This is a genomic window from Pseudomonas monteilii NBRC 103158 = DSM 14164 (assembly GCF_000730605.1).
Lineage (GTDB): Bacteria > Pseudomonadota > Gammaproteobacteria > Pseudomonadales > Pseudomonadaceae > Aquipseudomonas > Aquipseudomonas monteilii.
Genome location: NZ_BBIS01000062.1, coordinates 12895 through 39108, shown reverse-complemented (window position 1 = coordinate 39108; position 26214 = coordinate 12895). Strand labels below are relative to the sequence as shown.

At 62.9% G+C, this 26214-nt stretch carries 21 protein-coding genes and 1 pseudogene; 15 read left to right on the top strand and 7 right to left on the bottom strand.

Annotated elements, in window-relative coordinates; genetic code table 11:
* Positions 1 to 187 precede the first annotated feature (187 nt).
* Both PM2_RS26620 and PM2_RS26615 read left to right on the top strand, forming a co-directional pair.
* Positions 188 to 511 carry a hypothetical protein gene (locus tag PM2_RS26620; protein WP_028699996.1) on the top strand — a complete coding sequence of 108 codons (324 nt, stop codon included), beginning with the start codon at positions 188 to 190 and terminating at the stop codon, positions 509 to 511.
* A gap of 129 nt (positions 512 to 640) precedes the next feature.
* Entirely contained in the window at positions 641 to 1555 is a 915-nt protein-coding gene (locus PM2_RS26615) for an AraC family transcriptional regulator (protein WP_016714343.1), read from the top strand.
* Positions 1556 to 1590: 35 nt separating this feature from the next.
* Here PM2_RS26615 and PM2_RS31665 read toward each other — a convergent pair.
* A pseudogene (locus PM2_RS31665) lies at positions 1591 to 2384 on the bottom strand (transporter substrate-binding protein); the annotation flags it as partial.
* Between the two features lie 23 nt (positions 2385 to 2407).
* On the bottom strand, positions 2408 to 3274 hold the full coding sequence (gene dapA, locus PM2_RS26605) for a 4-hydroxy-tetrahydrodipicolinate synthase (protein WP_016714345.1): 867 nt from the start codon (positions 3272 to 3274) through the stop codon (positions 2408 to 2410).
* Positions 3275 to 3744: 470 nt separating this feature from the next.
* Here dapA and PM2_RS26595 point away from each other — a divergent pair, with 470 nt between their 5' ends.
* Entirely contained in the window at positions 3745 to 5598 is a 1854-nt protein-coding gene (locus PM2_RS26595) for an ABC transporter ATP-binding protein (RefSeq protein ID WP_016714347.1), read from the top strand.
* Positions 5599 to 5601: 3 nt separating this feature from the next.
* Here the strand turns inward: PM2_RS26595 and PM2_RS26590 are convergent, their stop codons facing one another.
* A complete protein-coding gene (locus tag PM2_RS26590; RefSeq protein ID WP_028699994.1) occupies positions 5602 to 6429 on the bottom strand; it encodes an IclR family transcriptional regulator in 828 nt (275 codons plus the stop codon).
* Positions 6430 to 6678: 249 nt separating this feature from the next.
* On the opposite strand from PM2_RS26590, the gene PM2_RS26585 reads away from it, so the two are divergent.
* The 8 genes from PM2_RS26585 (at position 6679) to PM2_RS26550 (ending at position 14635) form a co-directional block, all read left to right on the top strand.
* On the top strand, positions 6679 to 7698 hold the full coding sequence (locus PM2_RS26585; RefSeq protein WP_016714349.1) for an ABC transporter ATP-binding protein: 1020 nt from the start codon (positions 6679 to 6681) through the stop codon (positions 7696 to 7698).
* On the top strand, positions 7695 to 8564 hold the full coding sequence (locus PM2_RS26580; protein ID WP_016714350.1) for an ABC transporter permease: 870 nt from the start codon (positions 7695 to 7697) through the stop codon (positions 8562 to 8564). The genes PM2_RS26585 and PM2_RS26580 overlap by 4 nt, the downstream gene beginning before the upstream one ends.
* A 4-nt stretch (positions 8565 to 8568) precedes the next feature.
* A complete protein-coding gene (locus tag PM2_RS26575) occupies positions 8569 to 9363 on the top strand; it encodes an ABC transporter permease (protein ID WP_016714351.1) in 795 nt (264 codons plus the stop codon).
* A gap of 14 nt (positions 9364 to 9377) precedes the next feature.
* Positions 9378 to 9668: a (2Fe-2S)-binding protein gene (locus PM2_RS26570; protein ID WP_016714352.1), complete on the top strand. Its 291-nt coding sequence runs from the start codon at positions 9378 to 9380 to the stop codon at positions 9666 to 9668.
* Positions 9665 to 11023, top strand: a complete 1359-nt coding sequence (locus PM2_RS26565; RefSeq protein ID WP_016714353.1) for an FAD/NAD(P)-dependent oxidoreductase — start codon at positions 9665 to 9667, stop codon at positions 11021 to 11023. The genes PM2_RS26570 and PM2_RS26565 overlap by 4 nt, the downstream gene beginning before the upstream one ends.
* Positions 11020 to 12156 (top strand): NAD(P)/FAD-dependent oxidoreductase, encoded by a 1137-nt coding sequence (locus PM2_RS26560; protein ID WP_016714354.1) that lies wholly within the window; start codon positions 11020 to 11022, stop codon positions 12154 to 12156. The genes PM2_RS26565 and PM2_RS26560 overlap by 4 nt, the downstream gene beginning before the upstream one ends.
* Complete coding sequence (locus tag PM2_RS26555; RefSeq protein ID WP_019099336.1) at positions 12153 to 13196, top strand: polyamine ABC transporter substrate-binding protein; 1044 nt, start codon at positions 12153 to 12155, stop codon at positions 13194 to 13196. The genes PM2_RS26560 and PM2_RS26555 overlap by 4 nt, the downstream gene beginning before the upstream one ends.
* A gap of 194 nt (positions 13197 to 13390) precedes the next feature.
* Positions 13391 to 14635 (top strand): OprD family porin, encoded by a 1245-nt coding sequence (locus PM2_RS26550; RefSeq protein WP_028699993.1) that lies wholly within the window; start codon positions 13391 to 13393, stop codon positions 14633 to 14635.
* Between the two features lie 115 nt (positions 14636 to 14750).
* Here the strand turns inward: PM2_RS26550 and PM2_RS26545 are convergent, their stop codons facing one another.
* Positions 14751 to 15521 carry an IclR family transcriptional regulator gene (locus PM2_RS26545; protein WP_028699992.1) on the bottom strand — a complete coding sequence of 257 codons (771 nt, stop codon included), beginning with the start codon at positions 15519 to 15521 and terminating at the stop codon, positions 14751 to 14753.
* Positions 15522 to 15676: 155 nt separating this feature from the next.
* Here PM2_RS26545 and PM2_RS26540 point away from each other — a divergent pair, with 155 nt between their 5' ends.
* The 4 genes from PM2_RS26540 to PM2_RS26525 are packed head-to-tail and all read left to right on the top strand — an operon-like array spanning position 15677 to position 20251.
* Positions 15677 to 16486, top strand: coding sequence for a shikimate dehydrogenase family protein (locus PM2_RS26540; protein ID WP_028699991.1), 810 nt, complete (start codon positions 15677 to 15679; stop codon positions 16484 to 16486).
* Between the two features lie 4 nt (positions 16487 to 16490).
* Entirely contained in the window at positions 16491 to 18224 is a 1734-nt protein-coding gene (locus PM2_RS26535) for an FAD-dependent oxidoreductase (RefSeq protein WP_028699990.1), read from the top strand.
* A complete protein-coding gene (locus PM2_RS26530) occupies positions 18209 to 18529 on the top strand; it encodes an NIPSNAP family protein (RefSeq protein ID WP_025753224.1) in 321 nt (106 codons plus the stop codon). The genes PM2_RS26535 and PM2_RS26530 overlap by 16 nt, the downstream gene beginning before the upstream one ends.
* Positions 18530 to 18568: 39 nt before the next feature.
* A complete protein-coding gene (locus tag PM2_RS26525; RefSeq protein ID WP_028699989.1) occupies positions 18569 to 20251 on the top strand; it encodes an FAD-dependent oxidoreductase in 1683 nt (560 codons plus the stop codon).
* Between the two features lie 18 nt (positions 20252 to 20269).
* Here the strand turns inward: PM2_RS26525 and tssM are convergent, their stop codons facing one another.
* Genes tssM through vasI form a run of 3 tightly spaced genes read right to left on the bottom strand, consistent with a single transcriptional unit; the run spans position 20270 to position 25994 of the window.
* Positions 20270 to 23896 (bottom strand): type VI secretion system membrane subunit TssM, encoded by a 3627-nt coding sequence (gene tssM / locus PM2_RS26520; protein WP_016714362.1) that lies wholly within the window; start codon positions 23894 to 23896, stop codon positions 20270 to 20272.
* Positions 23893 to 25356, bottom strand: coding sequence for a type VI secretion system protein TssA (gene tssA / locus PM2_RS26515; protein WP_028699988.1), 1464 nt, complete (start codon positions 25354 to 25356; stop codon positions 23893 to 23895). Before tssA ends, tssM begins: the two co-directional genes overlap by 4 nt.
* Entirely contained in the window at positions 25344 to 25994 is a 651-nt protein-coding gene (gene vasI, locus PM2_RS26510; RefSeq protein WP_028699987.1) for a type VI secretion system-associated protein VasI, read from the bottom strand. Before vasI ends, tssA begins: the two co-directional genes overlap by 13 nt.
* Positions 25995 to 26214: the final 220 nt, after the last annotated feature.

Below are 26214 nucleotides of genomic sequence, written 5' to 3'. Positions count from 1 at the left end.
TGCAAAAGCCTCGCAGGAACCAAATAACGGCCTGCTCACCGCCGCCGTAATCTGAGCCCAAGCAGAAAGCGAACCCGCTTCTGCCGCCGGCCATCAGAGCGACCGAGCCTGCAACAAACAGGAATCCACGTCACGCTTTGCACTGACAACCGGCAACGAATCCATCGCAAATTACGGAGTCGCTGTCATGAAAACTGTACATACCATGATGATTGGAATTGCCTTATCTGCTCTCAGTGCAAGTTCGATGGCACTGCCAGCCAAAGAGATTGGCAGTTGGACCCATCAGACCTGCAAAGAAGTGATGGCACCCCTTGTTGTCGAGGGGGGTGGAGATCGTCTCAATTACCGCCGCGTGGCCGAGGGCGGTGCCGATCGCCTGAATGACCGCCGTGTAGCTGAGGACGGTGCTGATCGCCTGAATGACCGCCGTGTGGCTGAAGATGGTGCGGAACGTCTTAATGCCCGTAGAGTGGCTAAAGTCGATGCGGATCGTGCCACCTATGCCTGACGCATATAGCCCATCCTACCGAGAGCCCGGCCCGCCGGGCTCTTGCATTTGAAGGGTGTCTATTAGCATCTACCCAAAAGGCTGCGGACCAATTTATTCTCTGCAATAGAACCAGTCTAATGGGAGGTAATGGCAGTGGATGATAGGGACGAAGAGCTGACGCGTCTGAGGGCCGAGCTAGCATCAACCATGCATCGTTATGCTCCCACCTATGGCGTGTTTCAGACGGGAATTGCTCCGCTGCATTTCATACGCAGTGATACTCCAACCGATGTGATCCATACTGTCCATAAACCGGGGCTATGCATCGTTGTGCAGGGCCGTAAACAGGTGCAGTTGTGGGAAGAAAGCTATGTCTACGACCCTTTGAACTATCTGGTCGTCTCGGTAACCCTACCTTTAGCGGGTCAAGTGACAGAGGCATCCTCAGAGAAGCCCTATTTCTGCATCCGCCTGGATATCGATCCGGCAGAAATCGCTCAGCTGATCGCAGACGTCAGTCCTATCGGCGTGCCGAGCCAACAGCCCCACCGAGGGCTATATCTGGATAAGATCGATAGCTCGTTGCTCGATGCAATGCTGCGATTGGTACGTCTATTGGATGTGCCATCGGATATCCCAGCGTTGGCGCCGCTAGCACTAAGAGAAATTTTCTACCGGCTGCTCAAAGGCCAGCAGGGTCAGCGTTTACATGAGATAGCCATAACCGATAGCCAGACCCATCGCGTTACTCGGGCCATTGAGTGGCTGAACAACAATTATGCACAACCATTGCATATTGATGAGCTAGCGAGCTATGCCAATTTGAGTAACTCGACGCTTCACCACCGATTCAAGGCTGTCACCGCAATGAGTCCTTTGCAGTATCAAAAACAACTTCGCCTGCAGCATGCACGCAGGTTGATGATCTCAGAGGGTCTGGATGTTTCTACAGCCGGATTCAAGGTGGGCTATGAAAGTCCGTCACAGTTCAGCCGTGAATACAGCCGGATGTTTGGGGCCCCACCGAGCCGAGATATCGCGAAGCTTCGGTCTCTCGGGTAAGGTGCTGCTGAAGGCTTGGCTAAAACAACCCTGATGGCGGCCGCCGAGCAGAAGGTGATGCGCACATCAGCCGGGAAAAACGCCCGACACGCGCTGACGAACGCGTGGGTTTGTGACGAGTCGACGCTGGTGAAATACGGCGCCACGACGATGTTGCCACCTTGGCGCCCATCTCGGCGATTTCGGCCTCACTGGTAGTCAGGCTGGCAATGGGCGGCCGAGGACCATTACCGTAACGCTGCGCCAATGCCTGATAGAAACTTGCCGTACCCGTACCGACCACGGTCGAGAACACCACATCCGGAGCAGAGCGAACCACCCGCTCCACCACCTGGGCCAGGTCATCGGCCGAGGGGTACAGTGGCATGTAAGCCTCCTCCACCACTTCGCCGCCATGCTGCTTGTACAGATGGCGCATGACGTGGTTGCTTTCCCGGGGGTAGATGTAGTCCGAGCCGACGAAGGCGACCCTGGCACCATAATGACGGGTCAGGTAGGCCGCCAGCGGCGCGCTGTTCTGGTTAGGTGTCGGCCCGCCATAGACGATGTTGGGCGAGTACTCGAAACCCTCTTAAGGCGTGGGATAGAACAGCAAGCCATCAGCGCGCTCGACCACCGGCATCACGGCTTTACGGGTATGCGACATGTAGCAGCCGAGCATCAGGCGCACGCCGGTCAGCGAGAACACGCCCCAGACATTGGCCTTGCGGCAGGCCTGGGCGAACACTTCGGTTTCCACGCCGGGTACGGCCACGGCGGTTTCCATCATTTCTGCCGGGGCGTACATGATGCCCAGCAGGCTGTACTCCGGGAAAATCACCAGATCCATGCCCGGCAACAGCCGCTGCCTCTTTAGGCGCCGAGTGAGCCCAGCACGCGTTGCAGCCTGTCCCGGGTCGTATCCGTGCACGCTTGCATCGGTTCGCGCAGCTCGTCTGCCATCAGGTTTTGCAACTGCAACGCTGCCTTCACCACCGCCGGGTTGGGCTCGGTAAAAGCCAGCTTGATCCAGGGCAGCAACTGGTAGAACGTGCCGCGCGCAGCCACCCAGTCACCGCTGTCGACCTGCTGCAGCATGCGCACATACAGGTCGGCACGCACGTGCGCGGAGGCTGAAATAGCCCCAGCACCACCCAGGCACAGGTTGTTGAAGATCTGCAGGTCTTCACCCGCCAGCACCTGGGCATGGCCACCCTCGATCAGGGCCAGGGTGGTCTCGCTGTCGCCGCTACAATCCTTGACGGCTGCAATGCGCGGGTGACGCACGATTCGGCGCAGGGTTTCACGCTCGATGCGCACGCCCGTGCGATAGGGAATGTCGTACACGATCACTGGCACGCGGGCGGCATCGGCCACAGTGGCGAAGAAGGCTTCGAGACCGGCCTGCGAAGGGCGGATGTAGCACGGTGCAGGGACTAGCAACCCGCCAATGTCACGCTGCTGGACTTCAGCCTGAAACGCTAGCAGCTCACGCAGGTTGTAACCCGACAGGCCCATCACCACCCTGCCCGGCTCCACCCAGGCCAGCACCGCATCCAGCACTGCCAGTTGCTCGGCCTTGGACAGTGCCGCCGCCTCGCCCGTGGTACCGCACACCACAAAACCGGCCACGCCGTCCTCGAGCAGCTTCTTCACCAGTTTTTCCAAGGCGGCAAAGTCGATTTCATTGGCGCGCATTGGCGTGACGAGGGCGATCCAGATACCACGGAAATTCGACATGCAAAAACTCCTGATGTTGACCGAAAGTCAGCGTCAGAGGGTGAAGAGTCGAAGTGGTCTGGCAGGGATACCTAGCGCCTTCTGTCTCGTCAGCCCACCTGACGAGACAGCGCGCCTCGGTCAGATGAGCGGCTGTTTCTTGGATTTCTTGGCAACGGCAACGCACGCGCCTGCCTGGGCAATGAAGCCCGAAGCGAAGATGGCGTGGTTGGACATGGACATGGGGGAAAGCCCGCTGCGTGGATTAGGCTGGATAATGGTGGAGCGACACGCGAGGTGTCAACCCTCGACCTTGCTGCAGCGTCGCAAAGCTCGAAGCCGGCTCAGTGCAGAAGCCTGAACTTTCGTTCACCGTGCATACAGCGACATTTCGGGCGATGACTTGATGAGAAAAGGTTATGCCAGCAGGCGAATGCCTGGATGTGCGGTATGGTTACCCGGTAAGCAAAACCTGATTTGCGGAGACCCACATGTTTCGTGTTTTTGAACGCTGGCTCGACCCCTTCCCCCCTGACGAAGTGCCGCCACCCCCGGTGGGCCTGCTGCGCTTCATGTGGGCCTGCACCCGGGGCGCCCGCGGCTACATTCTTGCCCTGGCCCTGCTCAGTGCCGGGGTATCGGTTTACGAAGCCTGGCTGTTTGCCTTCCTCGGCCAAGTGGTCGACCTGCTCTCGAACTGGCAGGCCGGGGGTGCCGTAGGTGCTGAGGAAAGCCGTGTGTTGTGGGGCATCGGTATCGTCCTGGTGGCCAGCATCGGGCTGGTGGCAATGCGTACCATGGTTCAACACCAAGTGCTGGCGATCAACTTGCCGCTGCGGTTGCGCTGGGACTTTCACCGGCTGATGCTGCGCCAGAGCTTGTCGTTCTTCTCTGACGAGTTTTCGGGCCGGGTCACCACCAAGGTGATGCAGACAGCCTTGGCGGTACGCGAGGTGCTGTTCACCGTCATCGAAATACTGCCCGGTATCGGCGTGTACTTCATTGCAATCATTGCCCTGGCGGGTGGTTTTGCCCTGAAGCTGATGCTGCCGTTCATTGCCTGGCTGGCTCTGTTCGGGCTGGCGATGCTGTACTTCGTGCCGCGCCTGGGCAAGGTCGGGCAGGAACAGGCCAACGCGCGGTCGTCGATGACTGGGCGGGTTTCCGATGCCTACACCAACATCACGACGGTAAAGCTGTTCTCGCACTCCAGGCGCGAAGCGCACTTCGCCCGTGCGGCCATGGAGGACTTCAAGCAGACCGGCTTTCGCCAGATGCGCTTGGTCAGCCAGTTCGAAATCGTCAACCAGGCGCTGGTGGTGGGCTTGATCTTCGGCTCCGGCGGCTATGCGCTGTGGCTGTGGCACCAAGGCCAGGTCGGCACCGGTGCAGTCGCGGCAATCACCGCCATGGCCCTGCGTATCAACGGGATGTCGCACTGGATCATGTGGCAGATGACCTCGTTGTTCGAGAGCATCGGCACCGTGCAGGACGGCATGGCCACCCTCACCCACGGCCCCAAGGTGCAGGATGCAACCGATGCAGGCGAACTGGTGACTCAGGGCGGCGCAGTAACGTTCGACAAGGTCAGCTTCAACTACAACGGCGAGCGCCAGGTCCTGAACGACCTGAGCCTGCACATTCGCCCAGGCGAAAAGGTCGGGCTGGTCGGCCGCTCAGGCGCAGGCAAATCCACCTTGATCAACTTGCTGCTGCGCTTCTATGACGTGGACAGCGGTGTCATCCGCATTGATGGGCAGGACGTCGCCAAGGTCACCCAGGACAGCCTGCGCAGCGCCATCGGCATGGTCACTCAGGACACCTCGCTGCTACACCGCTCGATCCGCGACAACATCGCCTACGGCCGCCCGGATGCCACCGAAGCGCAGATCCGCGCTGCGGCGGCCAATGCCCAGGCCGATGGGTTCATCAGCCAGCTCAGTGACCGCCAAGGCCGCAGTGGCTACGACACCTTGGTGGGTGAACGCGGTATCAAGCTGTCCGGCGGCCAGCGCCAGCGCATTGCCATTGCCCGGGTGATGCTGAAGAACGCGCCGATCCTGCTGCTGGACGAAGCCACCAGCGCTCTGGACTCGGAGGTGGAAGTGGCCATTCAGGAAAGCCTGGATGAAATGATGCAAGGCAAGACCGTCATCGCCATCGCCCACCGGCTGTCGACGATTGCGGCCATGGACCGGCTGATCGTGATGGATGAAGGCCGCATCATCGAGCAAGGTACCCACGCTGAGTTGCTGGCGAAAAAGGGCACCTATGCCCGGCTGTGGCAACACCAGAGCGGCGGGTTCCTGGGTGAGGACCAAGGTGTGGCCGAGGCGGTGGAATAGGCCTTAGCCAAACACATGCGAGGGGCGGCGCAGCACCGGGTCGAACGGGTTGACCCGTTCGCCGATCGCCGCCGCCTCCCGCTTGAGCAAGGCCACCACAGTCGGCATGCGGTTAGGCCCAAGGCGGTCGCTGATGGTCGCCACGCTCAAGGCCGCCACCGCATGACCATTACGGTCCAGAATTGGCACTGCCAGGCCGGCCATGCCGTCGAGTACCCCGGTGTTGCGCCCGGCATACCCCAGGCTGCGCACATTGTCGATTTCGGCACGCAGCAGCACTTCGTCGTAATGGTGAAAATCCTTGAGCCGCGGCAGGTTATAACGGATCACCTCGTCACGCTCCTCCTCAGGCAGGAAAGCCAGAATGGCCAGGCTGCCCTGCCCCACGCCCAAGGCCACACGGCCGCCGATGTCGCCGGTAAAGGTGCGGATCGGGTAAGGCCCTTCGCTGCGGTCCAGGCACACCGCGTCAAACCCCGAACGCGCCAGCAGAAACAGCGAATCCCCCAGCGAAGCAGAAAGCCGCAGCAGGCTGGGGCGCACCACATCGCGCAAATTGCCGACCTGCCCGGCCTTGGCCGCCAGGGCAAAGAAATCCAGGCTCAGGCGGTAGCGCTTGCTGGTCGCACACTGGTCGACCATGCCCTCTTCGATCAGGCTGCGCAGTAACCGGTGTGTGGTGGGCTGTGCCAGGCCAACCCGCTGGGCCAGCTGGCTGACCTTCTCGCCCTCGCCACCGCAATCACCCAGCGCACGCAACACGGCGAACAAACGCGACACGGCACTGACACCCACTTCCCTGGCTTGACCATTTCGTTCATCGGAATCCATTTTTCGCTAAACCCTATCAAATTTCATTGAGTGGAATAATTTCAAAATAGCTATCACTCAGTGAAATTACCCTTTGTCGCCATCCTAATCATTGCCCTACTCTCCGGTCCATAGGGCGATATCACAACATCGGCCGCCGCCACAGAAGCGAGCGCCAACGTCCGTAAAAGCATTGCTTTTCGCCGCTGGCGCTCTGCCCACCCTGAAACTGCCGGTTTATCCCGGTTCCGTTTGCGATGGAGCACAGCCATGACCTTTCTGTTGATCGACAAACTCTGCAAGCGCTATGGCGCCACGGAGGCCGTGGCCAGTTCGTCACTGGCCATCGAAAAAGGCGAGTTTGTCTCCCTGCTCGGCCCTTCCGGCTGCGGCAAGACCACCACCCTGCAGATGATTGCCGGCTTCGTCGAGGTCACCAGTGGCCGCATCGTGCTCGATGGCCGCGACATCACCCACGCCAAACCAGCCAGCCGCGGCCTGGGCGTGGTGTTCCAGAGCTACGCGCTGTTCCCGCACATGACCGTGCGCGACAACGTTGCCTTTGGCCTGCGCATGCGCAAGGTAGGCAATGCCGACATCGCCCGCCGCGTGGACCAGGCGCTGGCGCTGGTGCGCCTGGACAAGCATGCCGACCGCTACCCACGGGAATTGTCCGGCGGCCAGCGCCAGCGTGTAGCACTGGCACGCGCGCTGGTGATTGAACCGCCCGTGCTGCTGCTGGACGAGCCGCTGTCCAACCTGGACGCACACCTGCGTGAAGAAATGCAGTTCGAGATCTGCCGTATCCAGAATGAAGTCGGCATTACCACGTTGATGGTCACCCACGACCAGGCCGAAGCCTTGTCGATCAGCGACCGGGTGGTGGTGATGGAAGCCGGGCGCATCACCCAGGTCGATGACCCTTACCGCCTCTACGAACACCCGGGCACGCCGTTCATTTCCGACTTTGTCGGCAAGGCCAACCGCCTGCGTGGCGTCACCGGCTCTGGCGGCCAACCGCAGGCAGCGCCCCAGGGGCCGCTGACCCTCAGCCTGCGCCCGGAAAAGATCAGCCTCGGCCCGGCGGGCAGCGGCAAACTGTCAGGGCGCATCAGCTGCCGCTACTTCCTCGGCAGCCAGTGGCTATACCGCGTTGATACTGCCCTGGGCAACCTGGCCGTGGTCCGCGCCAACGATGGCAGCGCGCCGCTGGACGAAGGTGCGCCGGTTGGCCTGGACTGGAACGATGCCCTGCTGCGGGTGCTGAACGCGGCCGAGGTGGCGGCATGAGTACGGCAAAACTGCGCAACAACGCCTGGGGCTACGGCCTGAGCAGCCCGGCCCTGCTGTTGTTCCTGGCCTTGCTGGTAATGCCGCTGGGGTTGACCGTGCTGCTGTCGTTCAACGCGTTCGACTACAGCAGCGGCATCCAGGCCGGCCAATACACCCTCAGCCATTACCTGAGCCTGGTGACCGACACCTATTACTACGAGATTTTCTTTCGCACCTTCTGGATCAGCGCCCTGGTCACCTTGCTGTGCGTGCTGATCGGCATCCCCGAGGCCATGGTGCTTAGCCGCATGGGCGCGCCGTGGCGCTCGATCTTTCTGATCCTGGTGCTGACCCCGCTGCTGATTTCGGTGGTGGTGCGCGCCTTCGGCTGGAGCCTGCTGCTGGGCTCTGACGGCCTGATCAACCAAGGCATCAGCGCCCTCGGTGGGCAGCCGATAAAGCTGTTGTACACCCCGTTCGCGGTGATCATCGGCCTGGTCCACGTGATGCTGCCGTTCATGATCATCCCGGTCTGGACCTCGTTGCAGAAGCTCGACCCGGCCGCCGAACAGGCTGCACTGTCGCTGGGCGCCAGCCAGTGGACGGTGTTCCGCCGCATCGTGCTGCCACAGATCATGCCGGGCGTGCTGTCGGGCACGCTGATCGTGTTCGGCCTGGCGGCCAGCTCGTTCGCCATCCCCGGGCTGCTGGGCGGGCGCCGACTGAAGATGGTCGCCACCATGATTTACGACCAGTACCTGGCCGAACTGAACTGGCCGATGGGCGCCACCATCGCGGTCGCCCTGCTGCTGATCAACCTGCTGGTGATGCTCAGCTGGAACCGGCTGGTGGAACGCCGCTACAAACGCGCACTTGGAGTTTGAACCCATGACCCGTAACGGCCCGCTGGCCCTGTCTTTTCACGCCCTGGTGATGCTGTTCATGCTCGCCCCGCTGGTGGTGGTGTGCCTGGTGGCATTCACCCCGGAAAACACCCTGAGCCTGCCCACCGCCGGCTTCTCGCTGCGCTGGTTCAGCGCCGTGTTCGAGCGCGCCGACTTCCTTGACGCGTTCTACAACAGCCTGAAACTCGCCGCCCTGGCGGCCTCGCTGGCCACCCTGATCGCCGTACCCGCTGGCCTGGCGCTGACCCGCTACAGCTTCCCGGGCCAGGGCTTTGTCAACGGGCTGCTGCTGTCACCCATCATCATCCCGCACCTGGTGCTGGGTGTAGCCCTGCTGCGGCTGTTCGCCTTGCTTGGGGTCAATGGCAGCTTCGCCTGGCTGGTGTTCGCCCATGTGGTGGTCATTACACCCTACGTGCTGCGCCTGGTGCTGGCTGCCGCCATTGGCATCGACCGCAGCGCCGAGCAGGCCGCACAGAGCCTGGGCGCAGGCCGCGTCACGCTGTTCTGCAAAGTGACCCTGCCGATGATCTTGCCGGGGGTGGCCGGTGGCTGGCTGCTGGCGTTCATCAACAGCTTCGACGAAGTCACGCTGTCGATCTTCGTCACCTCACCCGCCACGCAGACTCTGCCCGTGCGCATGTACGTGTACGCCACCGAATCGATCGACCCGATGATGGCCGCCGTTTCGGCACTGGTGATCGCCGTCACCGCCCTGACCATGGTCGCCCTGGACCGGGTTTACGGCCTGGACCGCGTACTGGTGGGCAAGCAATGACAAGGAATGCCCCTATGCCCCTGTTCAAGCGCGTGGCCGAGCACGACCGCGAGCCGCTGCCCTTTTTGCTCGACGGCCAGCCAGCCCAGGGCATGAACGGCGACACCCTGCTGACCGCTATCCTGACCAATGCCACGCACCTGCGCGGCAGCGACTTCAGCGCCGAGCCGCGCGCCGGTTTCTGCCTGATGGGTGCCTGCCAGGACTGTTGGGTACGCCTGCAGGATGGGCGCCGGGTGCGCGCCTGCTCGACCTTTCTGGAAGCCGGCCAGTGCATCACCCGCGACCCGGGGCGCCGTCCATGACTGCAATCGTGATCATCGGTGCCGGCCCCGCCGGCATCCGCGCCGCGCAAACCCTGGTGGACCACGGCATGCGCCCGGTGCTGCTGGACGAAGCCAGTCGCGGCGGTGGGCAGATCTACCGCCAGCAGCCAGCCAACTTTCGCCGGTCGGCCAAGGCGTTGTACGGTTTCGAGGCCGGCAAGGCACAAGCCGTGCATACCACCCTTGAGCAACTGCGCGGGCAACTCGACTACCGCCCGGATACCTTGGTGTGGAACGCCGAGCAGCAGGTGCTGGACACCTTGCAACAGGGCGAGTTGGCCGACCGCCTGGCGTTCGACCGGGTGATTGTCGCCACCGGCGCCACCGACCGCGTGTTGCCGATCCCCGGCTGGACCTTGCCTGGGGTCTATACCTTGGGCGCCGCACAGATTGCCCTTAAGTTCCAGGGCTGCGCCATCGGCGAGCGGGTGGTGCTGGCAGGCAGTGGGCCGCTGTTGTACCTGGTGGCCTATCAGTACGCCAGGGCCGGCGCCACGGTCAGCGCAGTGCTCGACACCTCGCCGTTCAGCGCCCAGGTACGTGCCCTGCCACGCCTGCTGCTGCAGCCGGGCACCTTTGCCAAAGGCCTTTACTACCGCGCATGGCTTGCCCGCAAAGGCATACCGGTGCACCAGGGAGTAACCCTGCTCGGCATTGACGGCGAACAACGCGCCAGCGGCGTTCGCTGGTCACTCAACGGTCAGCAGTATCAGCTGCCCTGCGACGCCGTGGCCTTCGCCCACGCCCTGCGCAGCGAAACCCAGCTGGCCGACCTGCTGGGCTGCGAGTTTGCCTGGAACACCCTCAACCGCGCTTGGCTACCGGTACGTGACCCCCAGGGCCGCGCCAGCAGCCCCGGCGTGTACCTGGCGGGCGACGGTGCCGGCATCCTGGGTGCCGATGGTGCGGAAATGACCGGCGAACTGGCAGCCCTGACGCTGCTGGCCGATCTCGGCAAGCGTGGCAACCCGCAACGCCAGCGACAGCTGGAAAAGCGCTTGGCCACGTTGCAGCGCTTTCGTCAGGGCCTGGAGCAAGCCTTCCCGTTCCCCGAACAATGGGCCAGCCAAGCCTCCGACCTGCTGACCGTGTGCCGTTGCGAGCAGGTCAGCGCCGGGGAAATCCGCGCTACCGTGCGCGCCGGGCACTGGGAAATCAACCGGGTCAAGGCCATGTGCCGGGTTGGCATGGGCCGCTGTCAAGGCCGTGTGTGCGGCGCCGCTGCCGCCGAGCTGATTGCCTGCGAAAGCGGTCGGCCCATTGATCAGGTCGGGCGCTTGCGCGGCCAGGCACCGGTCAAGCCGCTGCCCTTTGGTCTGGAGATAAAGCCATGAGGCTGCTTGAAGTGGACGCCATCATCGTCGGTGGCGGCATCGTCGGCAGCAGCGCTGCCTTGACCCTGGCCCGTGCTGGCCAGCACGTGGCGCTGCTGGAGCGCGACTTCTGCGGCTCGCATTCCAGCGGGGTGAACTACGGTGGCGTGCGCCGTCAGGGACGCTCGCTGGCTCAGCTGCCGTTGTCGATGCGCGCCCATGCCATTTGGGGGCAGCTGCGCGAATGGATCGGCATCGACGGCGAGTACGCCCGCAGCGGCCACCTGAAGCTGGCCCGCAGCGAAACCGATTTCGATGCCCTGAAGGCCTATGCACGCCGTACCCAGGCCTTTGACCTGCGCCTGCAACTGCTGGAACGCCGCGAGCTGCGCCAACGCTTTCCCTGGGTGGGCGACATCGCCGTCGGTGCCTCGTATTGCCCCGAGGATGGCCACGCCAACCCTCGCCTTGTATCGCCGGCGTTCGCCCAGGCAGCCCGGCACAGCGGTGCCGAGGTGCACGAGCAGTGCAAAGTGCTTGATGTGGACCACGACGGCCAGCGCTTCAGCGTACACACCAGCAACGGCCAGTGCTTCAAGGCACCCTGGCTGTTGAACTGCGCCGGCGCCTGGTCGGCCCAACTGGCCGAACAGTTCGGCGAACCGGTGCCACTCACCGCCGCCCACCCGGCCATGCTGGTCACCGAGCCGCTGCCGCTGTTCATGACCGCCAGCACCGGGGTAGAAGGCGGCGGTATCTACGCCCGCCAGGTAGCGCGTGGCAACTGCGTGCTCGGCGGCGGGCGCGGCTTTGCCCTGACCCCGACCACCGCACGCCCGGGCCAGGCCGCCGTGCTCGACATATTGCGCAACGCCACCGAGCTGTACCCGGCCCTGGCCGGTGCCCAAGCCATCCGCACCTGGAGCGGCACCGAAGGCTACCTGCCCGACGACGAACCGGTGCTTGGCCCCAGCCTGCAACGACCCGGCCTGCTGCACGGCTTCGGCTTTGCCGGCGCGGGTTTCCAGATTGGCCCGGCGGCGGGTGAAGCACTGGCGCAATGCATCCTGCAGGGCACACCCGCCATCAGCCTCGCGGCCTTTTCCATCCACCGTTTTCAGCCCAACCACCACCACAAGGAAAACCTGTCATGACGCACAAGCAACGTTTGCTCGCCCTGTTCTGCACCGTGCCCGGCCTGTTCGCCTGCCTGCCCGCCATGGCCCAACCCACGCTGTACCTGGGCATGAACGGTGGCACCATGGAACGGCTGTTCAGCGACAACATCCTGCCCCGGTTCGAGAAGGCCAACGATGTAAAGGTGGTGATCGTGCCCGGCACGTCGGCCGACATCCTGGCCAAGGTCCAAGCTACGCCGAACAAGCCGTCGATCCATGTGATGGTGCTGGATGACGGCATCATGTACCGCGCCATTGGCATGGGGCTGTGCAGCACGCTCAAGCCCAATCCGACCCTGGCCCAGCTGCCGGAAAAGGCCCTGATCAAGGACAAGGCCGCCGCCGTCAGCCTGGGGGTAACCGGCCTGGCCTACAACAGCCGCCTGTTCAAGGAAAAGGGCTGGGCCGCACCCACCTCGTGGAATGACCTGGCCGACCCGCGCTTCAAAGACAAGGTGGTGTTCCAGTCGATGGCCTCGTCCACCTTCGGCCTGCACGGTTTTCTGATGTACAACCGCCTGCACGGCGGCACCGATACCGACGTCAACCCGGGCTTCGCTGCCTGGAAGCAGAACGTTGGCCCGAACGTGCTGGAGTACATCCCCAACTCGGCCAAGCTCTCGGAAATGGTGCAAACCGACGAAGCCGCACTGTTCCCGCTCACCCCCACCCAAGTGACGGCACTGAAGCTCAAAGGCATCCCGGTGGAGTACGCAGCGCCCAAGGAAGGCGCCGTGGTGCTCAACCAGGCCGAATGCGTCACCGCCAACAACGACCAGCCGGAGCTTGCGCAAAAGCTCGCCGAATTCCTGCTGAGCCCCGAAGCGCAGGCTCCGGCTCTGGAACTGGGTGACCAGATCCCGTCCAACCCCAACACCCCGACCAGCGACAAGACCCGTGGCCAGGTCGAGGCCATGCAGACCTACCTGCAAACGGCCGTTACCATCGACTGGGACCAGGTCAACACCCAACGTCCGGAATGGAACGCCCGCTGGAATCGCCAGATCGAGCGATAGGCCGAGGCCACCTGGCCCGCTGCCGGCACCTCAGGTGCCGGCCAGCGGGCGCACCACCCGCTTGAGCCATCTGTAAACGTACGAATGCTCCGCCCTGCACAGGCGCGGACAGGGCTTCTGCACGCCTGCAAAACGGCTCAGGCACCCCTTGCATCACGCTGCCATCTAACTAGAACAAGCAAACGGAGCATGAAATGAGCATCAACACACTCGGCGTCACCGCCCTGTTGCTGGCGTCTGCCAGCCCCTTGCTGCAGGCCAGCGAGCAGTCCGAATCGGCAGGTTTCATCGAAGGCAGCAAGCTGTCTGTCAAGGCACGCAACATGTACATGCAGCGTGACAACCGCGCCAGCGGCGCACGGCAAAACTACGGCGAGGAATGGGCCCAAGGCTTTATCGGTACCTTTCAGTCCGGCTTCACCCAAGGCACCGTCGGCTTTGGCATCGACCTGATCGGCCAGTACGCCTTCAAGCTCGACACGGGTGACGGCCGCACGGGGGGCGGTACGGGCTTGCTGGAGCAGGACAGCCATGGCGCCAAGCAAGACATGAGCAAAGCCGGCGCAGTGCTGAAAATGCGCGCGTCCAACACCGTGCTCAAATACGGCACGCAGGTCATGGCTGTGCCTGTGCTGGCCACCTCCGACAGCCGCCTGCTGCCGGAAACCGTCGACGGCTTCTCGCTCACCAGCAAGGAAATCCGCAATCTGCAGTTGGACGCGGGGCACTTCACCGGCCTGACCAACCGCAACCAGTCATCCCGCGACAGCGGGCGCATGACCGCCGTGGACTACCTGGGCGGGGTGTACACGTTCAATGAGCGGCTCTCCAGCAGCCTGTACTACGCCAAAACTGCCGAGCACTTTCGCAAGTACTACGTGAACACCCGCTACCTGTTGTCGCTGGGTTCCGGCCAATCGCTTAAGTTCGACTTCAACGCCTACGACACGCAAAGCATCGGCCAAGCCCGCAGTGGCGACCTGGACAACCGCATCTGGAGCCTGGGGGGGACCTGGACGCTGGGCGCTCATGCCTTCACCCTGGCCTACCAGAAGGTGTCCGGCACCGGCGACTACGTGTACGGGCCAGACGGCAACGCGGTCTACAACTTTGCCAACTCGGTGCAGTACTCGGACTTCGACTACGAGAACGAAAAGTCCTGGCAGGCCCGATACGACCTGAACATGGCCGCTTATGGCGCACCAGGGCTGAACTTCATGACCCGCTATGTGAAAGGCTCCGACTTCAAGAGCGGCACCGGCGGCGACCTCGATGGCAAGGCCTGGGAGCGTGACGTTGAAGTACGCTATGTGGTGCAGGCCGGCGTAGCCAAGGACTTGTCGTTCCGGGTGCGGCAGGCCAGCTACCGTAGCTCGGAGCGTGGTGGCCAGATTGATGAAGTGCGGGTGATTACCGAGTACCCGCTCAACATGTTCTGACGACTCAGTGCGCAGCTGTTCAGGATTGTGCGGTCAATGTGGGAGCTGGCTTGCCGGCGATGGGCCGCAAAGCGGCCCCAATTACTGCTCCGACATCAGCTGCGACACATTCCCCTCAATCCAGAACTGGCCGCAACAACGCCTGCGCCTCATACAGTGTCGGCACATACCGCAACCGAATTTCATCCACGCTCAGGCGCGAAGCATGGGTCGTGATGGTGAGCGTTGCTTTCAACTGCCCGGCCCGATCCAGCAGCGGTACCCCCAACACACGCATACCCATCTCATATTCCTGGTCGACAATACAGAAGCCCTGCGTTTGCACCCGCAGCAATTCCGCCTCCAGCAGCCCACGGTCAGTCTGTGTGTAAGGCGTCAGTGCCCGCAGCGGGTTGCGTGCAAAGTAGTCATCCCGCTCGCTTTCATCCAGCCAAGCCAGCCATATCCGTCCCCCCGCCGTGCAATACATCGGCACCCGCGAACCAGGCCTGATCGACAACGACGCCACATGGCTGTAACGGCTGCGCACCAGGTGGATGATCTCGTCGCCATCGCGGGTGCCCACTGATACATGCTCCTGGGTCTGCCGCGCCACCTGCTCGACGATCGGCCGCAGCATGCGCGGCAGTTGCGCCGAGTCGACATACGCCTGGCCAAGGCGCAACGCCTTGGGCGTCAGCCAGTACTCGCGGCTGTCGGTTTCGGCAAAGCCCTCATGCACCAAAGTCAGCAAAAAGCGCCGGGTGGCGCTGGGCGTAAGGCCAGACAGCCTGGCTGCCTGCGGCACGCTCAGGCGTGGCTGCTCGGCGCTGAACAGCTGCATCAGGGCCAGGCCTTTCTGCAAGCCGGCAATCAGGTCACGGGGATGAATAGCGGGGGTGTTCATGCCTTCAGCTCGCAAGTGGGGAGAAAAAACAGCCGATTAACGCGATAACCGGAACATGATTGCGATTATCGCACTAAACCACCGATTAGCGCATTGTTGCCCGCACCCCGCTGCTTCACGCTTGCCGTCATAACAACGCCAATAAGGAGGTCAGCATGATTCGTGGTTCCACTGAACTGGTCGCCATCGTCGGTTCGCCCATCGCCCAGGTGAAGTCCCCGGAAAACTTCAACACCTGGTTCACCCACAACAACTGCAACCTCGCCATGCTGCCCATCGACCTGCACCAGGCGGCGCTGGACAGCTTTGCCGGCACCCTGCGCGGCTGGCAAAACCTGCGCGGCTGCGTGGTCACCGTGCCGTACAAGCAGGCCCTGGCCAACCGCCTGGATAGCCTGAGCGAACGTGCGGCGGCACTGGGGTCGGTCAATGTGATACGCCGCGAGCGCGACGGGCGCCTGCTGGGCGACAACGTCGACGGCGCCGGCTTCCTGGGCGCTGCGCGCAAACATGGCTTTAAAGCGACGGGCAAGCGGGCATTGGTGATCGGTTGCGGCGGTGTTGGCAGTGCCATCGCCTATGCGCTGGGCGAGGCAGGCATTGCCAGCATTACCCTCAGCGACCCCAGCACAACGCGCATGGAGGCGGTGTGCGAACTGCTCGGCAATGCCTTCCCTGGGCTTACGGTGAGCACACAGTTCAGTGGGCTGGAAGACTTCGACCTGGTGGCCAACGCCTCCCCGGTCGGCATGGGCACAAGCGCAGAGCTGCCACTGCCCGCCGCCCTGCTGGCTACCCTGCAACCCGACACCTTGGTGGCCGACGTGGTCACTTCGCCCGAAATCACCCCACTGCTGAACCGCGCACGGCAAGTCGGCTGCCCGATCCAGACGGGCCCGGAAATGGCCTACGCCCAACTCGGCCACCTTGGCGCCTTCATGGGCGTGACGCCGCTGGAGATCTGAAGCCATGGCGACCCTTGAACACACACAACACAGCGTTGACCTGGTGGTACTGGGCAGTGGCGCCGGCGGCTTGGCTGCGGCGGCCACGGCGGCCTGCCGCGGGCTGAAGGTGCTGGTCGTGGAAAAGGCCGAACGCTTTGGCGGCACCTCGGCGATTTCCGGCGGTGCGGTATGGCTGTACGGCACCGATCAGGCCCGGGACGCGGGTGCCAAGGACTCCCCCGAGGCCATGCGCACCTACCTCAAACACGTCATCGGTGATGGCTACGACCCCATGCTGGGCGACGCCTTCATCGAGCATGGGCACCAGGCACTGCGTTGGCTGGAGCGCCACACCGAACTGCGCTATGCCTTACGCCCGCACTCACCCGATTATTACCCGGATGCACCCGGCGCCACGCAGTTCGGCCGGGCACTGGAAATGGTCGAGTACGACGGCAAGCACCTTGGCCAGCGCTTCAAGGACCTGCAGATGCCACCGCCCGGCATGCTGCTGTTCGGCGGCATGATGGTCAACCGCGTGGATATCCAGCATTTTCTCAGTATTCGCCGCTCGCCCGGCTCGCTGTGGCATTGCCTGAAACTGATAGTGCGCTACGCGCGGGACCGCCTAAGGCACCCGCGTGGCACTCGGCTTACCACCGGCAACGCATTGATCGCCCGCCTGGCCACCAGTGCCTTCGCCCATGGCACGCAACTGTGGTTGCGCAGCGAAGCCGAAGAGCTGATTGTCGAGCACGGCGTGGTGACCGGCGTGGTTGTACTGCACGAGGGCCGGCGTCAGCGGGTAATGGCACGTGGCGGTGTGGTGTGCGCCATGGGCGGGTTCGCTGCAGGCGCACTGGCCGCCAGCTACCGCCCCGCCCAAGAGGCGCCGCACCTGACCATGTCGCCCCCCTTCAACGACGGTGCCGCCCTGCGCCTTGGTCAGGCGGTGTCGGCCGCCGAGGGCGAAGGCCTGGCGGCCAACTTCTTCTGGGCGCCGGTTTCCGAACGGCGCCATCCCGGTGGCCAGCGGGAGCGCTTCCCGCATTTGGTCACCGACCGCGCCAAGCCTGGCGTGATTGCGGTAGACCCGACCGGGCGGCGCTTCGTCAACGAGTCCGACTCCTACCACCACTTCGTGCAGACCATGTTCGCCAACGGCATTGCCAGCTGCTGGCTGGTGTGCGATGCCGAGGCGATGAACCGCTATGGGCTCGGCCTGGCGCGGCCGAAGCCTGTGAACAACCAGGCGTTGATCGACGCCGGCTACCTGTACCGGGCCGCGACACCGCAAGCCCTGGCCCAGGCCATTGGCGTAGAGCCCAAAGTGTTCGCGCAAACCCTCGAGCAGTTCAACACGGATGCCCGCAATGGCATCGACCGTGCGTTCGGCAAAGGCGGCAACAGCTACAACCGCTACATGGGCGACCCGCAACACACGCCCAACCCCTGCCTGGCGCCGTTGAGCAACGGGCCGTTCTACGCCATCCGCATTCACACCGGCGACCTCGGGTCGGCCCGTGGCCTGGTGACCAACGCCGATGCCAATGTGCTTGACCGTAGCGGCCAGCCAATTGCCGGGCTGTATGCGGTCGGCAACGACATGAACTCACTGATGAAGGGCACCTACCCCGGCCCCGGCATCACCCTGGGCCCTGCCCTCACCTTCGGCTGGCTCGCTGCCAACCACATCACCGCGCGCCTGCAGGCGCCGGCCACCCACACGGAGACCCCGGCATGTACTACGAACTGAGAACCTACACCCTCGACCCACTGAAAATGGCCGACTGGCTAGCCCTGTACCAAAGCCATGCGCTGGACGTTCAAAGCGAACACCTGGGTAACCTGGTCGGCTTTTTCACCAGCGAGTTCGGCGACGTCAACCAGGTGGTGCACATCTGGGGCTATGCCAGCCTCGACGATCGCATCGCACGGCGCACAGCCATGGCAGCGGACCCGCGCTGGGCAGCGTTTTCGCGGCTTAACCGCGAGCTCGGGGCCGTTGTGCGCCTGCAATCGCGGCTGCTGCGGCCCACCGGTTTTTCGCCGCTGCAGTAAAGCGCGCCACCCTCTACCAACGCCTGAGCGGACCCCTTCATGCACCCCCTCGAATGTGACGTACTCGTCATTGGCTCCGGCGCTTCGGGCCTGGCTGCCGCCGTAACCGCCGCGCATCACGGCCTGCATGTGATCGTTGCGGAAAAAGCCCGCCAGCTGGGCGGCACCAGCGCCTGGTCTGGGGGCTGGTTGTGGATACCGCGTAACCCGCTGGCCATCGCTGAAGGCATCGTCGAAGCCGACGATGCCCCAGAGCGCTACCTGCGTGCGCAAACCCACACCCGCGAACTGGACACGCGTCAACGTGCGTTCCTGCGCCATGGCCCGGAAATGGTGGCGTTTTTCCAGCAGCACACGGCGGTACAGTTCCAGAGCGGCAGCCGCATGCCCGACATGCGTGAAGGCGATGGCAGTGCATACGGAGGGCGCTCACTGTGTGCCCTGCCTTACGACGGGCGCCAGCTCGGTCCTTGGCTGCACACATTACGCCCACCGCTGGACATCGTCAGCCTGGCCGGCATGGGCATTGCCGGTGGCACCGACATGGCCGCCTTCTTCAACGCCACACGCTCGGCCAAGGCGGCGCTGCATGTCAGCAAGCGCCTGCTGCGCCATGGGCGAGACCTGCTGCTGCATCGTCGCGGCCAGCAGTTGGTCAATGGCAATGCGCTGGTGGCGCGCCTGCTACGCAGCGCCCTCGACCTTGATGTGACACTGCTGACCGACAAACCGGCCAGCCACCTGCTGGGCGAAGGCCGAGTCAGTGGCGCACTGTTTGCCGACGGCCAGGTCATCCAGGCACGCCGTGGCGTGGTATTGGCCTGCGGTGGCTTCCCGCATGATCGCCAGCGCATCGCGCAACTGATGCCGCATGCGCCGCAGGGTGACCAGCACTACTCCGCTGCACCCAGGGAAAACAGCGGCGACGGCCTGCGGTTGGGTGAACAAGCCGGTGGCCTGGTCAGTACGGCACTGGCCCAGGCTGGCGCCTGGACGCCTGTATCGAAGGTGCCATGCGGCGATGGCGGTTTCGGCCATTTCCCGCACCTGATCGACCGCGCCAAACCTGGCTTCATCGCGGTACGTCGCGATGGCCGACGCTTCGTCAACGAGGCCGATTGCTACCATGACTTCATGAACGCACTGTTCGCCGCTACACCGCACGGCGAAGCACCTGAAGCCTGGCTGATCTGCGACCACGCAGCACAACGCCGCTATGGCATTGGCTGGGCCAAGCCCTTTCCGTTCTCTACCCGCTTCTATCAACGCCGTGGCTACTTGCACAGTAGCGCCAGCCTGGCGGAACTGGCGCAGCGCTGCGGGATCGATGCCGCGCAGCTGCAGCGCACGGTGCACGACTTCAACCGGCATGCAGCCCAAGGTGAGGACCCCGTATTCCAGCGTGGCGCATCGGCCTACAACCGGGCTCAGGGCGAACCGTTGCAAGCCCCCAACCCGTCGCTGCGGCCCTTGCTGCATGGGCCGTTTCACGCCGTGAAGCTACTGCCGGGCAGCCTGGGCACCTTCGCCGGCCTGGGCACCGACGCCTCGGCCCGTGTGCTGGACCGCGCAGGGCAGCCGATACCCGGGCTGTTTGCGGTGGGCAACGACATGCACAGCGTGATGGGTGGGCACTACCCAAGCGGTGGCATTACCCTTGGGCCGGGGATGACCTTTGGGTATCTGGCCGGCAGGCTGTTGAGCGGCTTGGGCTCGGCATGACCTAAGCGAGACATGGTGTCATAAAGGCTGTTCATGCGGTTGCCCCGTTTGAGCAACCTTGGTTGGCTGTTGCATTAACCCGCGTGGCAAGCGGAAACCTTTGAACGGTTGCTGGGTAATGGGGTTGAAGGCCTTTTCAGCATTCAACCGATAGCGCATTACACCGTCGCCCGTCCTGAAGCTCAGGTCCACGCTGGTCGCCGTGCGCCCATTGAGCGAGCCGCGGCTGAGCAAGCGGAACATCGACCAAGGGCCACGGTATTCGAGGCTGCTGCTATTGCCGTTCTGCCTGAGTAAAGTCAGGTTGCTGCGTACCTGCTGCCCCATGGTATTGGGCCAGACGATACCGGTTATCTGGGTAGGCCCATGGGTGTAGGAGATCAACTGGCCATCCAGGTCCAGCAGGCTGGTACGCTGGTTCGCACTGAGCCCCAACGGTTCGATACTGAACTGCACACTCAATTTGCCGCGCTGATCGAAGAAGGTTTCGCGAATCCGTTCGGCCAGCTCTAGCTGCTCGATCACGTCGGGGCGAATCAGGGAATGCCCGTGCTGGCCAAACTGCAACGCCTCAAGGTTGTCCTTGAGGAAGACCTTGAGATACTGATCATCAAACTGCTTCAAGCGCCCTTTGGGCCCAAAGAATGCTTCGAAGTCATCCAGTGAAGCATCAGGTGCCCTCACCACAAAGGGGTAGCGGCCTGCCAGACGTTGCTGGAAGAAGCTGTACACCTCAGCATCCCAACGTCGCTCCAGTTCGCGCAGTGCTTCAACGTTCAGCACTTTGGCTGTCTGGTCGGCAAGCTTTCTGACCTGGTGGTTGATCGGTTCCGGCAAACCTGTGGCAACACGTTGCAGGGTGCCAATCGGGTCCTGCCCGGTCATCGAGAAGCGCTGATGCACGGCTTGCAGCGCAGCCTTGCCGCGGTCCGGGCTGTCCTGTACGGCCTTGGCATAGTCCAGCACAGCCGATACGGCACCCAGGGTTTCGTCGTAGTAGCTCGGTTTGTCTCCTGTCACCAGCAACATGGCGCCCAGGCCTGCAAAAGCCCGCTGGATGGCCTGTGCTTGCTGTTGCTCGGGCTTGCCCGTTACTGGCAGCAACGAACCAACCTCGCCCGGTGCCTCGACAACAGCCGGTGACGCAAGCGACGTGTTATCCCTGACCGTATGCAGCAGCCGCTGCAACGGTGCTGCCGGGCCAGTCAACTGTTCCAGAACGGTGACACCATGGTCCAGATCACGGAAGTCCGCCACGGTGAAGGCGTTCAAGGCGCGACGCCAGCTGTCTACGTAATCGGCGCTGTAAAGGTTGTGCAGCCGTTCGGTTAGCGCCTCTCGATCAACGCTCGAATAATCGAGCTGGGCGCGCTCCCCGAGCGCCCACTGATCGACCATCGCCATTTCAGCGAACCGCTGGCTGCGCGGTTCAAAGTACTCCCTGAAGCCTTTGGCTGTGAGCATGGGGGGCAGCTGCACATCCTCCTCCCCTTGCCTGGCCCCGAAAGAAGGCTGATAAACGACATCGAATGCAGGGCCTACCTGGTGACGCAGGTTCAGGCCGGTGTGCAATTGCTCGTGAGCCTGTTGCTTCAGCCCCTCATAAACCCGCTGTGGCAAAGGCAATTTACGCAATGCCTGCTGCACTTCGCTGACACGCTCACGGTACTGCGGCAAATCGGTGTCAGCGTAGGCCAGGGCGTATTTCAAATGGTGCATGAGGTCTCGCTGCAACTGCCCCTGGCCAGGAAACGCCTTTTGCCATTGGCGCGCCATCCAGTCTTCCACCCATTCGGGCCGGCGACTGTGGCGGTCCTCGATCATCCGGTAAACCCTGAGCGCCGCCATTTGTTGCTCACTGCCCGGTGGTGCTGCGTTCATGGCATCGATCACGCCGCTGGCCAAGGCCGGCAAAAAGCGCCTGGACAATAAGCTGAGGTACGCTTCGTCAACCGTGGGGCCAATGTTTCGCCCTTGATAAAGGCCAAGATCGGCAACCCCTGGCCATGCCACGCGATAGTCACCAAACACCGCCACCGCATCGCGGATCTGGTCAAGCGGCGCCAACAGGTTGCGCCCGGTCGGGTCAAGGCGCTGATCGACCTGGTGATGGCTGTACTCCTGGCTTTTGGCGAGCACGCTAGCGGCCTTGGACCCATTGATGTCGAAATAGCGTTGCCAGCTTGCCAGGGCGATGCTGAACGCAAGGATGCCCACGCCCGAGCCGACCCACAGCAGTTGACGCTTGCTGCGCGCCACCCGAACGTTGTCGCCCGCCAGGCCGGCCTCCTGATAGATGACCCGTCTGAAGGCTTGCTGAATGAAGTAGGCCAATGCCTTGCCTTGTGCCTTGCCCTCACGCAACGGAAGTTTCGTCTTGTAGGGCTGGGCGGCTTCACGGACAAAGGCATTGCGCATGTCGCCTTGCTGTATCACAGACGACCAATACACACCGCGTACCAGGGCGGGCGTGGAGTAACGGTCACTCACCAGGGTTTCGCGCAGAAATGCCAGCAGTATGGGGCGCAACCCGACCAGCTGCCCATACAGCGAAAACAGGCGCCCACACGGTGGAGCCTTCACCAGTACATCCAGTTGATCGATGAGCTGCTCCTGCAACGTGCCGAGAAACCGACCGTAGTGCTCGTCATACTCATCCAGCCAGACGTCGAACGCGTCAACCGCATCCAGTTTGAAGGTAAACCCCAACAGGTTTTCGCGCCTGGCGGCCGAAAGCTTGCCGTAGAACTGATCGAAGCCGTCCAGCAAATCGAATTTGCTCAGTACCACGTAGAGCGGCAAGCGCGATCCCAGGTGGCTGCTCACTTCGTACAGGCGGGTGCGCAACCTGTGGGCCAGCGCAACGCGCTGCTCAGGCGTGCCATGCAGCAGTGCCGGCAAGTCGACGACCAGCACCACGCCGTTAAGCGCTCGCTGGCTGCGATTTCGCAGTAGCCAGCCCAACAGGTGGTCCCACAACCTGGCCTGGGCCCCCGGCACACAGGAGGGCGCTGATTCGGCGTGAGCGTCGGCTGCCGAGCCGGCCGCTGGCTGCTGACGGATGAACGCACCGGGTGGGTCGATGAGCACAGCATCGTCGCTGACCCACCAGCCCACCGGATAGGCCAGCGCTTCAGTCTGTCGCCCTTGTGCCTGGACCTGATCGATACGTGTCAGGGTAAAACGCTGATCGGTGCAGTCGATGAAGCTGGTTTTACCGGCCTGTTCATCCCCCATCACCAGGTACCAGGGCAGCCGGTACAAGGCGCGGGGCCCACCGGCATTGTCAAGGTACCGGTCAAGCCCCTGGCTCAGCGCCTTCTCTTGCGCCTGCACCAACGGCAGCGCGCGATCCTGTTCGGCAGCCCGTGCCTGCCTTCGCTCCGCTTGCAATCGGCGAAAGCGTGTACGCAGCACCACCAGCCAACCTATTAGCGGCACGAGCATGAGTACCAGACTTGCGACGCTGCGGTGCGCCACACTGGCCAATGGCTGTTGCTCACGCCACGTCCATTGCGGGCCGAGCCACCAGATGGCGACCAGGAGCAGCGTGGCCGCCAACCCAAGTAACAGCGGCAACGCCAGGCCAATGCGCGTTACCCACGGCAAGCCCCAAGCTTTGAATTGCTTCCATATATGATTCATCGAGGCTCCTGGTCCTTGTGTTGATCAGCCAGCGTTGGAGGGGCTGCGTACTGCTGAAGCCGCTGGAATACCTCTGGCTCCCACGCACTGGCGGTGGTTTGCTGCATCGTTCGGGCAACGCCGGCGCACAAGTCCTGGGCCAACCAGGACACGCCCCGTGCGGCCAGCAAATCGGCTGCGATCATGGTGGTATGGCAGCGGTCTCGAGGGGTACCGAGGTCCGCTTGCAGCGCTTGCAGCCTCAGCAGCACGGGCTCTACGCCGCCGCTGTCCAGCTGGCCGGCCAGTTCCTCGTGCAGGCCACCAAACGCATGGGGAGGGGCCGCTTGGCCAGAAGGCCCTTGCGCGCCCTTGAGCCACGCCAGGCATTGGTCATCGACAAATACCAATCCGTCGCTGAAGCACAGCTGCTGAAGTGCCGGCATGCGCTGTACAAACCGGGCGGTCGCGCAACGGATGGCCTCAGCCACATCGCTCATCGCCAGCCGCGTGGCGACGGTTGCAGCCAGAAAGCTGCCACGAATCCAGTAGGGGCACGCCGCCACGCTTTTTTCGATGCGCTGAAGCAAGGCGGGGTCTATCGCTGTGCTGGCAATGGCCTCTTCATAGACCCGCGTGATATCCAGTGGCACCGCCATCAATTCCGTGCGGGTGCCTTGCCTGGCCGGAGGCGCCGCCTGAATGTGTGCCCACAACCCGAAACGCCGTAACTGGTAGCCGGTTGGGTCGTAAGGATCCTGCTGGTTGATGAGTTCGGCCATGGCCAGTATGGCCCGTCGTGTCTCACGTTCACTGCCCATCGACACACGCGGCATGGGCGCGGCGATGACATCGGCCAGCGGCGCAGGCTTCACGCTTGCAGCGGGCGCCTTGGGCACGGCAGCCTCGCCGGCACCGCTGACACGTTCAATGTGTTTGCACAGCAGGCGCTCCAACCCGTCGAGAACAGCAATCTCCAGCTGTGCTGCGTGCTGTTGTTGTAGGTGTTTCAACGCCGCCTGCGCTGCTGCTGCATGGGCAGGGGTATAAGTGAAACGGTCGAGACGCGGCAGCGACTCGGTCAAGCGGTTGATCACCAGCCCGACCAGCTTGCGCTTGGTCAGGAAGCCTTTCGGCCCTGGCTTGGGGTGGGCGGGTTCCCAATAGCACTCGATCATGCCGGCCAGCAACGCCAAAGTATCGCCCCAACGCTCCCAGCAGCGGTTGCGTAACCAGGCGGCACTCAAGTGCGCGACGATTCGCAGGTGCTTGCATTGCTGGCTCAGGTACTGACAGGACGCCTCTTCGATGTAAACCCAGTCGATCATCGCCTCCTGCAGCCCGCCCAGCTTGACCATCTCCTGGTCGATCGCCTGGTAGGTTTCGTCCTCGACATCGAACAGCCCAGCCGGTACTGCCGGATCGATCGGCGCCAGCAGTCGCGTGAGCTTGCCCTCTGACACCTGCGCTACCACCGGCATGTGCTTCGCGCCTGGCTGATCAACGGGGTCAGCCCTTGTGCATCGAAGATCAACCCGTCGAGCTCGCTGTGCTCACTCAAGACTTCGATGCGATGGGCGCCAATCAGCTTCCTGATCTGCTCGATCGCCGGCAAGCCCCGGCCGGCATCGATTACTTGCCCGTTCTCCATCACCTGCCAGGGTGTTTCACGGGTAGACCAGCCCTGCCCTGTCAGCCGTACCTTGACCCAGCTTGCCTCGATCGGGCGTTTGGCAATCAGTTGCAACCGGGAGATGGCCTGGATGCAACTGATCGCCAGGTAAGCGGGTTCGTTACCCGATGCGATGGCAGGCGCTGATATCACGAGCGCTGAAACGCCGGCACCGTCACCGGTTCGGCTACCGATGTGAAACGTCAGGTCATCCGGCGCCCGCGCCGCTTCATTTGCCATCACGCGCAGCACGCTCGGGGCCTGCTGCTCTGGTGCAGACCACTGCCGTTCTGTCGTGTATGCCGGCGTGTTCGCAGCCTGATCGAAACAGGCCAGTCGCTCGACGTTCGACACAATCCGTGAACAGTCCCGCGTGGGGCCTGCCAGTACTGGCTGCAAACAAAGCAGCAACGAGAAACCGGCGCCATATACAGAACGGTTAATCATCCTGATCCACTCTCCAAAAACAGTACAAACGCCCTATATGATCGCGTCCACTTTCCTACAAAAACATATCGACCCACAGGCAAAGAAACAGCCAGCCAAAACAAAACCGAATGGAGACTAATACACAGCGACGACTGCACACAAACAAATATTTACTTACATCTTCACGCTCGACCAAACAGCACTTCACCCTGCATGGTTTTTATAGAAGCAAGGAAAC

What these genes read in the sequence shown, in the direction of transcription:
- PM2_RS26620 (WP_028699996.1), top strand. Translation starts at nt 188, where the DNA reads ATGAAAACTGTACATACCATGATGATTGGAATTGCCTTATCTGCTCTC.
- PM2_RS26615 (WP_016714343.1), top strand. Translation starts at nt 641, where the DNA reads ATGGCAGTGGATGATAGGGACGAAGAGCTGACGCGTCTGAGGGCCGAG.
- dapA (WP_016714345.1), bottom strand. Translation starts at nt 3,274, where the DNA reads ATGTCGAATTTCCGTGGTATCTGGATCGCCCTCGTCACGCCAATGCGC.
- PM2_RS26595 (WP_016714347.1), top strand. Translation starts at nt 3,745, where the DNA reads ATGTTTCGTGTTTTTGAACGCTGGCTCGACCCCTTCCCCCCTGACGAA.
- PM2_RS26590 (WP_028699994.1), bottom strand. Translation starts at nt 6,429, where the DNA reads ATGGATTCCGATGAACGAAATGGTCAAGCCAGGGAAGTGGGTGTCAGT.
- PM2_RS26585 (WP_016714349.1), top strand. Translation starts at nt 6,679, where the DNA reads ATGACCTTTCTGTTGATCGACAAACTCTGCAAGCGCTATGGCGCCACG.
- PM2_RS26580 (WP_016714350.1), top strand. Translation starts at nt 7,695, where the DNA reads ATGAGTACGGCAAAACTGCGCAACAACGCCTGGGGCTACGGCCTGAGC.
- PM2_RS26575 (WP_016714351.1), top strand. Translation starts at nt 8,569, where the DNA reads ATGACCCGTAACGGCCCGCTGGCCCTGTCTTTTCACGCCCTGGTGATG.
- PM2_RS26570 (WP_016714352.1), top strand. Translation starts at nt 9,378, where the DNA reads ATGCCCCTGTTCAAGCGCGTGGCCGAGCACGACCGCGAGCCGCTGCCC.
- PM2_RS26565 (WP_016714353.1), top strand. Translation starts at nt 9,665, where the DNA reads ATGACTGCAATCGTGATCATCGGTGCCGGCCCCGCCGGCATCCGCGCC.
- PM2_RS26560 (WP_016714354.1), top strand. Translation starts at nt 11,020, where the DNA reads ATGAGGCTGCTTGAAGTGGACGCCATCATCGTCGGTGGCGGCATCGTC.
- PM2_RS26555 (WP_019099336.1), top strand. Translation starts at nt 12,153, where the DNA reads ATGACGCACAAGCAACGTTTGCTCGCCCTGTTCTGCACCGTGCCCGGC.
- PM2_RS26550 (WP_028699993.1), top strand. Translation starts at nt 13,391, where the DNA reads ATGAGCATCAACACACTCGGCGTCACCGCCCTGTTGCTGGCGTCTGCC.
- PM2_RS26545 (WP_028699992.1), bottom strand. Translation starts at nt 15,521, where the DNA reads ATGAACACCCCCGCTATTCATCCCCGTGACCTGATTGCCGGCTTGCAG.
- PM2_RS26540 (WP_028699991.1), top strand. Translation starts at nt 15,677, where the DNA reads ATGATTCGTGGTTCCACTGAACTGGTCGCCATCGTCGGTTCGCCCATC.
- PM2_RS26535 (WP_028699990.1), top strand. Translation starts at nt 16,491, where the DNA reads ATGGCGACCCTTGAACACACACAACACAGCGTTGACCTGGTGGTACTG.
- PM2_RS26530 (WP_025753224.1), top strand. Translation starts at nt 18,209, where the DNA reads ATGTACTACGAACTGAGAACCTACACCCTCGACCCACTGAAAATGGCC.
- PM2_RS26525 (WP_028699989.1), top strand. Translation starts at nt 18,569, where the DNA reads ATGCACCCCCTCGAATGTGACGTACTCGTCATTGGCTCCGGCGCTTCG.
- tssM (WP_016714362.1), bottom strand. Translation starts at nt 23,896, where the DNA reads ATGAATCATATATGGAAGCAATTCAAAGCTTGGGGCTTGCCGTGGGTA.
- tssA (WP_028699988.1), bottom strand. Translation starts at nt 25,356, where the DNA reads ATGCCGGTGGTAGCGCAGGTGTCAGAGGGCAAGCTCACGCGACTGCTG.
- vasI (WP_028699987.1), bottom strand. Translation starts at nt 25,994, where the DNA reads ATGATTAACCGTTCTGTATATGGCGCCGGTTTCTCGTTGCTGCTTTGT.